General features: G+C 60.9%; 6 protein-coding genes and 1 pseudogene. 2 read left to right on the top strand and 5 right to left on the bottom strand.

All coding sequences use genetic code 11. From position 1 onward, the window contains the following. Window positions 1-568: 568 nt before the first annotated feature. On the top strand, window positions 569-823 hold the full coding sequence (locus CAK78_RS10165; protein WP_017410478.1) for a helix-turn-helix domain-containing protein: 255 nt from the start codon (window positions 569-571) through the stop codon (window positions 821-823). Next, window positions 823-2142, top strand: coding sequence for a type II toxin-antitoxin system HipA family toxin (locus CAK78_RS10160; protein ID WP_094697180.1), 1320 nt, complete (start codon window positions 823-825; stop codon window positions 2140-2142). Before CAK78_RS10165 ends, CAK78_RS10160 begins: the two co-directional genes overlap by 1 nt. Window positions 2143-2563: 421 nt before the next feature. Here CAK78_RS10160 and fhuB read toward each other — a convergent pair. From fhuB to CAK78_RS10135, 5 genes and pseudogenes are all read right to left on the bottom strand, one after another. After that, window positions 2564-4476: pseudogene (fhuB, locus tag CAK78_RS10155) on the bottom strand (Fe(3+)-hydroxamate ABC transporter permease FhuB). Continuing rightward, window positions 4473-5399 (bottom strand): ABC transporter substrate-binding protein, encoded by a 927-nt coding sequence (locus tag CAK78_RS10150; RefSeq protein ID WP_094697179.1) that lies wholly within the window; start codon window positions 5397-5399, stop codon window positions 4473-4475. Before CAK78_RS10150 ends, fhuB begins: the two are co-directional and overlap by 4 nt. Before the next feature lie 18 nt (window positions 5400-5417). Further along, entirely contained in the window at window positions 5418-6182 is a 765-nt protein-coding gene (locus CAK78_RS10145) for an ATP-binding cassette domain-containing protein (RefSeq protein ID WP_094697178.1), read from the bottom strand. Window positions 6183-6204: 22 nt separating this feature from the next. Next, the gene (locus CAK78_RS10140; protein WP_094697177.1) at window positions 6205-7863 is read right to left on the bottom strand and encodes a multidrug ABC transporter permease/ATP-binding protein; all 1659 of its coding nucleotides are present in this window, start codon (window positions 7861-7863) and stop codon (window positions 6205-6207) included. A 79-nt stretch (window positions 7864-7942) separates the two neighbouring features. After that, window positions 7943-10072, bottom strand: a complete 2130-nt coding sequence (locus tag CAK78_RS10135) for a TonB-dependent siderophore receptor (RefSeq protein ID WP_176452743.1) — start codon at window positions 10070-10072, stop codon at window positions 7943-7945. Window positions 10073-10118 lie beyond the last annotated feature (46 nt).

Raw genomic sequence — 10118 nt, 5'->3', positions numbered from 1 at the left:
GAGGCACGCAGATAAGCGCGAATGAACATCGACGTCACCCTTGAGTCTGTTTTAAATAGTTCCTTAAATTTAGTTCATTTTAAATGGTTCCAAAATAGTTTTTTACTACCCGGAAGTCAGTTCCCATTAGGTATACCTTTTTAGAACCACCACATGACGATCGAAACACAACCTTTCGATAGCCTTTTGATCTGACAGCACAAACTTTAAGTGTGATCCGTCATCACAAAGTCGCTTTTGAGTTGTATTTGAGTATTTAAGCGACGTTGCTCACCATTCCTGATCTGCTGAATGGGATGCCAAAGGAGGAAATCTACAGAAGCTGGGCTTTGAGGTGAGTCATCTTTTCGACTCACCGAACAAGCCAGCAGCCAAGCGTAGCGCGGCAGTTCTTTACCCCATGGCTTGGTAATCTCCCCGTCTGCTGTTCTCTTACCCGCTATAGGGGATAAATGTTAGATACCGCCTACAGCGTGTAAGTTACATTTACCTCCTATAACAGGTAAATATTGATATACCTGCCATAGCGTGTAAATTGGAAGAAGGCACGCTACCAGGTTGTCGAATCATGAAAGTAACCAGCGCCAAGCAGCTGAGCGCCTGTATCAAGGATGCCAGGCTTTCTCAAAAGCTCTCTCAAGGCAAAGTTGCCGAGAAAGTGGGGATTAGACAAGACACAGTCTCCAGCTTCGAGCTCAATCCTGAGTCCACCAAGCTGGAAACCCTGTTCAAGATCCTCGCAGCACTCGAATTGTCAGTGGATATCAAACCCCGCAATGAGTCATCCGAGAGTCCGGCATCGGGCTGGAAGGAGGAGTGGTAATGGCCAATCTGGCTGTCTACATGAACGGTTATGGGGTAGGCACATTCACCAAAACTACCAGCGGCGCCCATCAGTTTCAGTACCATGAGTCATGGCTAGCACAACCGGGCAGCCGTCCGATCTCACTCTCCATGCCATTGCGCCATCAGGCCTACCGGGGCGATGAAGCCTATAACTTCTTCGACAACCTGCTGCCAGATAATACGGAGGTGAGAAACAGGGTTGTAGCACGCTATCAAGCGGCATCAACCCAGCCCTTCGATCTGCTCAGTTGCATTGGCCAGGATAGCGTAGGGGCATTACAGCTGGTTACCGAAGGGCACGATGTTCCAGATGTCAGGCGAATCGACTACAAGGCACTTTCCGATGACGAGCTCGAGCAGATCCTGACCAGCTACAAATCAGGAATCCCTTTGGGGATGGTCAGGGAGCAAGAGGAGTTCCGGATCTCTATCGCCGGGGCGCAAGAAAAGACTGCGCTGCTCTATATCGATGGCCGTTGGTACTTGCCACTCAAAGCAACGCCGACAACCCACATTATCAAACTCCCTATCGGCAAGATTGAAAGCCACTCCTACTCGATAGACCTCTCCCAGAGCGTAGAAAACGAATATCTCTGCACTCTGATTGCCAAGGAGTTTGGTCTACCCGTACCTCACTGCTTCATGATGCAAGTTGGCCAGGTCAAAGCACTGGCTGTGGAACGCTTCGACAGACGTTACGCTGCCGATCGCAGTTGGATCATGCGCCTTCCCCAAGAGGATTTCTGTCAGGTATTGAATGTTCCGTCAGCACGGAAATACGAGAGCCATGGAGGACCAGGGATCACTGACATCATGAAAACCTTGCTGGGCTCTGCGACACCAGAACAGGATCGCTACCTGTTCATGAAATCTCAGGTCCTGTTCTGGCTGCTGGCGGCCACCGATGGTCATGCAAAGAATTTCTCGGTCTTTATTGAACCGGAAGGGCGTTTTCGCCTGACCCCTTTTTACGACATCCTATCTGTCTATCCAGTGTTTGGCGGCCGAGGCCTCAACCGAAGGGACGCCAAGCTCGCTATGGGCCTAGCAAGCAGCAAGGGAAAGAAGTACGCCATTGAGCAGATATTCCCGCGTCATTTCTTCCAAACGGCGAAAACTGTGGGATTTGAGCGTTCTGCTATGGAAGAGATCCTGACAGAACTGGCCAACTCCGTTGATGATGTTATTAAGCGCGTTACCCAGCAATTGCCAGCAGACTTCCCCGATACCATCAGCAGCACCATTCTAGAGGGCCTAAAAGCCCGCTCAGCCAGGCTGATAAAGGGCTGGGATTAAATTGGCGGTATGTGGGATGACTGCACGGTTAGACAAACTACCTATGGGAAGCTTGCACGGTTCGAAGAGTAAAAGCGGCTTTCCAAGCACCAAGCGATGCTATAGTCGGTTCAAAATACGCTCAAAACTCACCTAAAAGGCGGCTTTGACTGCATGTGGGGGCCTCGCATTGATTCATATGGGGAGGCGGCACGATTGAGAATGGACTATGTGGGAACGCTGCACGATAGCAGAAACCCGTGAGCGGTCTCTCAATATGCTGTTTTAGTTACTTTTACCCCAAGCGGCCCCCGAAAAGTCACTAACATATTGAAGATAATAGATTATTTACATTCTGTATCGGCAAATAACGCCGCACGGCAGGCAATAAAAAGCCCGGGTTCATCCCGGGCTTTTTATTGCGCGTTTTTCATCCACCGCGCTAGAGGCGGCGCAGGCACCACATGAAGTAAGCGCCCCCTAACAAGGTGGAGACCAGCCCCACCGGTACCTCCTGCGGGAACAGGATCTGCTGGCCAATCCAGTCCGCCGACACCATCAGCAGGGCACCGGAGACGGCGGCACCGAGCAGATGCCAGCGTGCCCGCACCAACCCCATCAGCTTGGCCATGTGCGGCGCCAGCAGGCCGACGAAGGAGAGCGGCCCCACCACCAGGGTTGCGCTGGCGGTCAGCACGGCCACCAGCAGCAGGATGGCGAGCTGAGCCCGGTTGAGCCGAATGCCGAGCGCGGCGGCCACCGCCGGCCCCATCGGCAGCAGATCGAGCCAGCGGCTGAGCAGCAGACAAGCCGCCAGCAGCGTCAGCGCCAGCACCACCAACCCGCCGGCAATCGGCAGGGTGACGTAATAGGTGGAGCCGGACATCCAGGAGAGCAGTTGCTGTACCCGCAGGTCACCGTTCGCCAGCGCGATGGCCTGCAGCGGCTCGAACAGCGCCGTGATGGCAATGCCGGAGAGCAGCAGCCGCTCCGGCTGGAAGCCGTGGCTGCGATTGACCAGCAGCAACAACAGCAGACAACCGAAGGCACCGAGCAGGCCGCCGGCCAGCATTATGGGCAGCGGCAGTGCGGGCAGCAGCAGCGCCGTGGCAATCACCCCCATGAAGGTGCCACCACTCACCCCCAGCAGCTCGGGGCTCGCCATGGGGTTGCTGCTGACCCGTTGCAGCAGGGTGCCTGCCAGCGCAGCCAGCTCGGCCAGTGCCAGCCGTCCATCCCCTGTCCAAACAGCAGGGAGGCGATCACCGCCAATAACAGCCCCATCAACATCAGGCCGACAAGGCGGACCGGCGCCGGGTGGCGGGCCACCAGCAGGGCGGCATTCGCCTTCGGCGTGCCCGATTTGATACCCAGGCGCGGGATCAGCCACAACAACAGCGGCGCTCCCAGCAGGGCCGTCATGGCACCGGTCGGGATGAGTACAGAGCCGCTGCGGCTCAGGGATTGCAGCAACAGATCGGTGGCCGCCAGCAGCAGAGCGCCCAGCAGCGGGGCCCACAGCAGTCGCAGGGCCAGTTTTCTCACCCCCAGCAAGCGCACCAGGGCGGGCGCCGCCAACCCGATGAAGCCGATCAGTCCCACCACGCTCACCACGCAGGCGGTGACGAACACCGCCAGCCCCAGTCCGGCGAAACGCAGGTGTTGAAGGGAGACCCCCAGACTGCGGGCGCTGGCATCATCCAGATCCAGCACCGCCAGCGGGCGCACCAGCACCGCGGCCAGCACGCCAGCCAGCAGCAGACGGGGCAGCAGGTAGCTCACCCCGCTCCAGCTGTTTTGCACCAGCGAGCCACTGCCCCACACCAACAAGCCTTTCAGCTCCTCCTGAAAGAACAGCAGGAGCCCCATGCTGATGGCCGCCAGATAGAGGTTGATCACCAGCCCGGCAAAGACGATGACCACCGGATTGAGCTGGCGACGCCAGGCCAGGGCAAACACCAGCCCCATGGCGAGGCTGCCGCCGGCCATGGCGATCCACTCCCGCCCCAGCAGCAGCCAGGAGGGGGCAAACAGGGTCACCATCATCAGCGCCAGCTGGGCGCCGGAGGCCACCCCCAGGGTGGTGGGCGAGGCCAGCGGGTTGCGCAGCACCTGCTGCATCAGGGTGCCGGCCAGCCCGAGGGCGGCGCCGGCCAGCAAGCAGACGGCAAGGCGCGGCAGCCAGCTGAAGTGGACCACCGCCTGGCTGGCATCGGTCAGATCCGGTGACAACAGGGTCGCCAGCCAACGCGCCACTGGCAACTGACTGGCCAGCTCCCAACCGGCGAGCGCCAACGTCAGCCCCAGCAGCAGGCTGACGGGAAGCCTCAGCGGCGACGGAAAAATCCGGTTCATTGCAGCCCCTCCCCGCTTTGCCCATCCCGCTGCAGCGCCGTACTGAGCTGCACGGCAAAGCGACGCGCCGCCAGCACGCCGCCAAAACTCCACACCGCAGGCAGATGCAGCACGGCCGCCGCCCTCACCTGTGGCAGCTGCTGCCACAGACCGGGCTCCTGCAGCCGCTCGCTCACCCCAACCGGGATCGGATCGACCACCACCAGTCGCGCTTGCGGCTGCGCCATCAACTGCTCCAGGCTGGCCACGGCAAAGCCCCAGGCATTGGTTTCCCCCTGCCAGCCATTGCGCAGGCCGAGCCGCTGCATCACCGCCTCGAACAGGCTGTGGCGGCCAAATACCCGCACATGGCGCTCATCGATGAACTGCACCACCAGCAGGGGCGGCAGATCCGCAGGCAACGCCGCCCGCATCTGCGCCAGATCCTGGTCCAACGTGGACAGCAGTTGCTCAGCCTCGGCGGTTTTGTCCACCAGCGCGGCTATGGTCAGGGTCGCCTCGTGCAATCGCTGCCACAGATCGGCATCCGGCTCGTAGAGTGCGATGGATTGCACCGGCGCGATGCGGGAGAGGGTCGGCGCCAGCGGGGCCGCCAGCGGTGAAATGAGGATGCGATCGGGTTTGAGCTCGGCCAGCAGCTCGCGGTTGGGCTGGGCGCGCTGTCCGATATCCACCACGGCGGCCGGCAGCAGCGGCTCGCCGACCCAGGCGCGGTAGGAGCCGACATCCCCCACCGCCAGCGGCGTCACCCCGAGCGCCAGCAGGGTTTCGGCTATGGTCCAGTCGACGGTAGCGATACGGGGTACCGACTTCACAGCATCGGCTTGAGGGAGGTCTGCTGCGGCAGGCATCACTGGCTCGGCCTGCAACATGAGCGGAGCCAAGAGGCAGCAGAACCAGCCAACTTTCTTGAATAAGAGCATCGAGATAACAAGCCTTGTCTAAACGATGGCGATGGCGTGGTCATGGGCCGGGTGGCGAATGACCTCCATCGGGATGCCATAGATGGCGTGCAGGGTCTCGCCGGTCATGATCTGTTCGGGTTCGCCGTGGGTGAGCAGGCGGCCGGAGTGCAGCGCCACCAGCCGATCGCAGAAGCGGGAGGCCATGTTGATGTCGTGAATGACGATGATGACCCCGAGCTTGAGCTGACGGCTCAACTGCTTGACGAGCGTGAGCACCTCCACCTGATGGGCCACGTCCAGCGCGGCCAGCGGCTCGTCCAGCAGGATGAAACGGCTCTCCTGGGCCAGCAGCATGGCCAGCCACACTCGCCCCCGCTCGCCGCCTGAGAGGGTATCCACCAGCCGGTCGGCAAAGCGTTCGGTATGGGTCAGCGCAATGGCGCGTGCGACCTGGCGGTGATCCTCCGCCCCCATCCGGCCCAGCAGGCCGCGCCAGGGGTAGCGCCCCATCTCCACCAGCTCCCGCCCGAGCAGGTTTTCGGCGCTCGGCAGATGCTGGGGCAGATAGGCCACCTGACGGGCGAAGTCGCGCGCCCCCCACGCCGGCAGCGGCTTGTCATCGAACCGGATCTCGCCGTCACTGAGCGGCTGCTGGCGTGCCAGCAGCTTGAGCAGGGTGGATTTTCCCGAACCGTTGTGGCCGATGAGGCCATAGACCTTGCCCTGCTCGAAACAGAGATCGGTGGGGTGCAGCAGCGTGCGGTCATTGACCGCGAAGCTGGCTGATTTCATCTCGAACATAAGCGGTTCCTGTTGGCCGGGTTCAAACCGGCACCTCTGCATTCAAGTCACAATCCAGATGGGCAACCGCATCGCGGCTCACCTGCTCGCGCCGCTCGCCGGTCAGCTCGCTGAGCCGACCCTGGCGCATCTCCAGCAGCCGGTCGGCCTGGGAGAAGTAGAGATCGTCGTGGCTGATGGCGATCACCGTCTTGCCCATCTGCTTCAGGCGCGGCAGCAGCAGCTGATAGAAGATGCGGCGGAACTGGGGATCCTGATCCGCGGCCCACTCGTCGAACAGCATCACCTCGCGCTGCTCGGCCAGCGCCAGCAGCAGGGCGACCCGCTTGCGCTGCCCCTGGGAGAAGTCGATATCGGCGATGAAGCCCTCTTCGATGGTGAGCTTGCTGCCCATCTGCAGCCGCTCCAGCCACTCGGCCACCAGCTCATCCTTGGGTTCCGGCCCCAGCAGGTGCTGAAACAGGTGATAGTCGGTGAAGATGGCGGAGAAGAGCGCCAGATAGGCGTTGCGATCGGTGACCGGCTCCCCATCCAGCAGGATCCGGCCCGATACCGGTTGATAGAGGCCGGTCAGCAGCATGGCCAGGGTCGACTTGCCGGAGCCGTTGCCACCGATGATGAAGAGTTGCTCCCCCCGCTCGATCACCAGATTGATGGGACCCACGGCGAAACAGCCCTCCCCCTGATAGTGAAAGCTCACCTGCTCCAGCTCGATGCGCTGCCAGGCGCGGGGCGCGGACGGCAGCGGGAAGTCGGCGTCCGGTGCGGCCAGATTGAGCACCGCTATCTTGGCGAACGCCACCTGGGCGGAGAGCAGGGTCGGCAGGGCGCCAATGCCCTGCAGCAAGGGGGTACGCAAGAACAGCAGGGTCAGCGCGAAGGTGGCGGCCACCTGGGTGTCGGCCCAGCCCAGCCCGTTGGCCAGGAAGAAGACCAGGCCGATGGCCCCCAGCATCATGATATTCGACCAGTTCACCGCGCTCAGGTGATAGGTGTCGGCACGAATGATCTGCTGGCGGTACTCCTGCGCATTCTGCTGATAAAGCTGGTGGTAGACGAAGTGGGCCCGCTCGCGGTTGAGCGCCAGCTCCTTGCTGCCGGCGATGATGGCCTGATAGTTCTGATAGAGCCGATCCTCGGCCTGACGCATGTGGGAGAGATGGCGATAGACCCGGTTCACCAGCAGCCAGCCCACCACCATGGTGAAAGTGACCCAAAGCGTGGTGACGCCGAGCAGGGCCGGCGACAGCCAGCCGAGGTAGAGGGCCGACCCCAGGGTGAGCACCAGCCCCTGCACCAGCTCCGGCAGGCGCACGAAGGCGATGGTGATCTGGCCGATGTCACTGGAGAGGGAGGCCAGCAGCGGCCCCTGGCCAATCTGGCGCAGACGGGCGACATCGGTATCCAACAACTGCTTGAGCAGGCGGCCGCGCAGCCGGTAGACGAAATGATGGCCGAGGGTGGTCAGCGCCAGCTGAGAGCCGAGCGTGATCACCAGCAGCAATAAGATGAGGCCGATCAGCTGGCCGAGCACCGGCAGCGGATCGCCGACGGATTCGACAAGAGACTGATTGATAAAGGCAATGACACCAATCCCGCTGACGGCACTGAGCAGGCTGAGCAGGGTAATGGCGATGAAGGGCCAACGATATTGGCGATAAACCAGAGACAAGAGTTCCATAACGGACCGGTATTCCAGAGAGTTCAGAGCAACTGCAGGTGAAAAGAAGGGCGGGAACCCGGTTCCCGCCCCACTTCGATTACCAGCGGTAGTTGATGCTGCCCACTACGCTGCGCGGCTCGCCGTAGTAGCAGTAGTAGTCGCAGCTGGCCACGTAGGTATCACCCAGCAGGTTGTTGACGTTGAGCTGAGCCCGCCAGTTCTTGGCAAAGTCATACCCGATCATCGCATCCCACACGGTATGGGCCGGCACCTGGGCCGAGCCGTAGATGGGGGTGTAGTCCGCATTCACGGCACCGATGCCGACGCTGGAGCCGACGTAGCGCACGCCGCTCCCCAGCTCGAGACCAGAGACCGGACCCTGCTGCACCTTGTAATTGCCCCAGAAGGAGGCCTGGTGGCGCGGGATCAGGCTGGCACGGCGATCGCCATTGCCGGTGTCGTTGGTCTTGGCATCGGTATAGGTGTAGGCGGCGGTCAGGCGCAGCGCCTCGGTGGCCTGCACGCTCCCTTCCAGCTCGACACCCCGGGAGGCCAGTTCGCCGGCCTGGGTCTGCTGGCCGGAACCGGTGGAGACCAGCGAGTTGGTCTGCTCCAGATCGAACAGGGCCAGGTTGATGTAACCATCGAGGAAGCTCGGCGCGTACTTGACGCCGGTCTCGTACAGGGTGCCCTTGAGCGGTTTGTAGGATTCGCTGGTGTTGGGATCTATCCCAGGCAGCACCTCGAACGACTCGGCGTAGGCAACATAAGGAGAGAGACCGTTGTCGGCCAGGTACATCAAGCTGCCGGAGAGGGAGAGTTCGTGATCATACTGCTTCTCGTTCTTGCCCTTGGCTTCGCTGATGTTGTGGGTCTCCACGTAGTCGAAGCGACCGCCGCCAGTCAGCAACCAGCGATCGTCCCAGCGGATCTGGTGCTGGGCATAGAGGCCGCTCTGACCCTTGGTGCTCTTCTGGTGGGTGGCAGTGGACTCATCAAAACCGGGGAAGCCGCTGTGATCTGGATGCTGGGTATTTATGGTTCCCATCCACTGATCAGCTTCCATCCCCTCGTTGACATGGCGCTGCAGATCCACCCCCAGCAGCAGGGTCTGCTCTGTGCTGTCGGTGTTCCAGTAGCCCACCACCTGGTTGTCCATGGTGGCGCTCTTGGTGTTGCCATCCCGATAGATCATGCCACGGCCACGAACCGGCATATTTTCATCGGGTGTCGCAGGCCAAGCAGCCCAAGGATATATATAGGTCTGGCGCAGCAGCAGATCGTTGTAGTTGAAGCGGACGTTCTGCTTGAACTCCCAGGTCTGGTTGAGCTGGTGGGCCAGCTCGTAACCGGTGGAGAGCTGGGTGTTGCGGTTGCGATCGTAATCCGGCTGACTCAGGTTGGTGCTGGGATCGATCTGGCCACCGCTGGTATTGAGAGTGCCGTAAACCGGGAAGAAGCCGTTGGTCGGTACCCCTTCGTCGTGCAGGAAGCTGGCCAGCAGGGTCAGGCTGGTACGATCCGAGAGATCGAAGGTCACGCTCGGCGCCAGATAGACGCGATCGTTGTAGGTACCGTCCAGCACGCCGTCACGCTCTTTATAAAGAGCAACCATGCGGTAGCGGCTGTTGTCGGAGAGCGCATCGGAGACATCCACCCCGATCTGGCGGTGATCCCGGCTGCCGAGCTGCAGATCCAGCAGCCCCTGCGGGGTGGCGGTCGGCCGCTTGCTGATGGCATTGATCACGCCGCCGGGAGGCGCCTCGCCGTAGAGGATCGAGGCCGGTCCTTTCAGGACTTCCACGCTCTCCAGGCCGAACGGCTCCGGCGTCCAGAGGTAATAGCCGGTGCCGAACAGGCGGTTGCCATCCAGATAGGAGGCGGCATCGAAGCCACGCACCTTGAACCAGTCGGTGTTGTTGTCGGAGCCATAGAGACCTGTGAGCACGCCGGAGCGGTAGCGCAGGGACTCGTCAAGCTGCTGCACGGCACGCTGATCCAGCTCCTCGCGGTTGACCACGGAGACGGCGCGAGGCGTCTCGGCCATGGGCACTTCCACCTTCATGGCGGTGCCGGTGACCACCATGGTCTCGCCGGCTTTGGGCAGTTTTTTCGGTTGTTCGGCCGCCAGCACGGGCAGACTGGCCAACAGGCAGGAGAGCGGCAGCAGTTGCTGTGCCCCTCTCTTTCGCATCGCTGCGATGGGGGTGTTTTTTTGCGCAATCATAGTAAGTGTCTCAAATATCAATGAGTTGTTTCTGATTTCTTATTAT

The organism is Aeromonas sp. A35_P (assembly GCF_002259925.1).
GTDB classification, from domain to species: domain Bacteria; phylum Pseudomonadota; class Gammaproteobacteria; order Enterobacterales; family Aeromonadaceae; genus Aeromonas; species Aeromonas dhakensis.
This window is presented reverse-complemented; position numbering and strand designations above follow the sequence as displayed.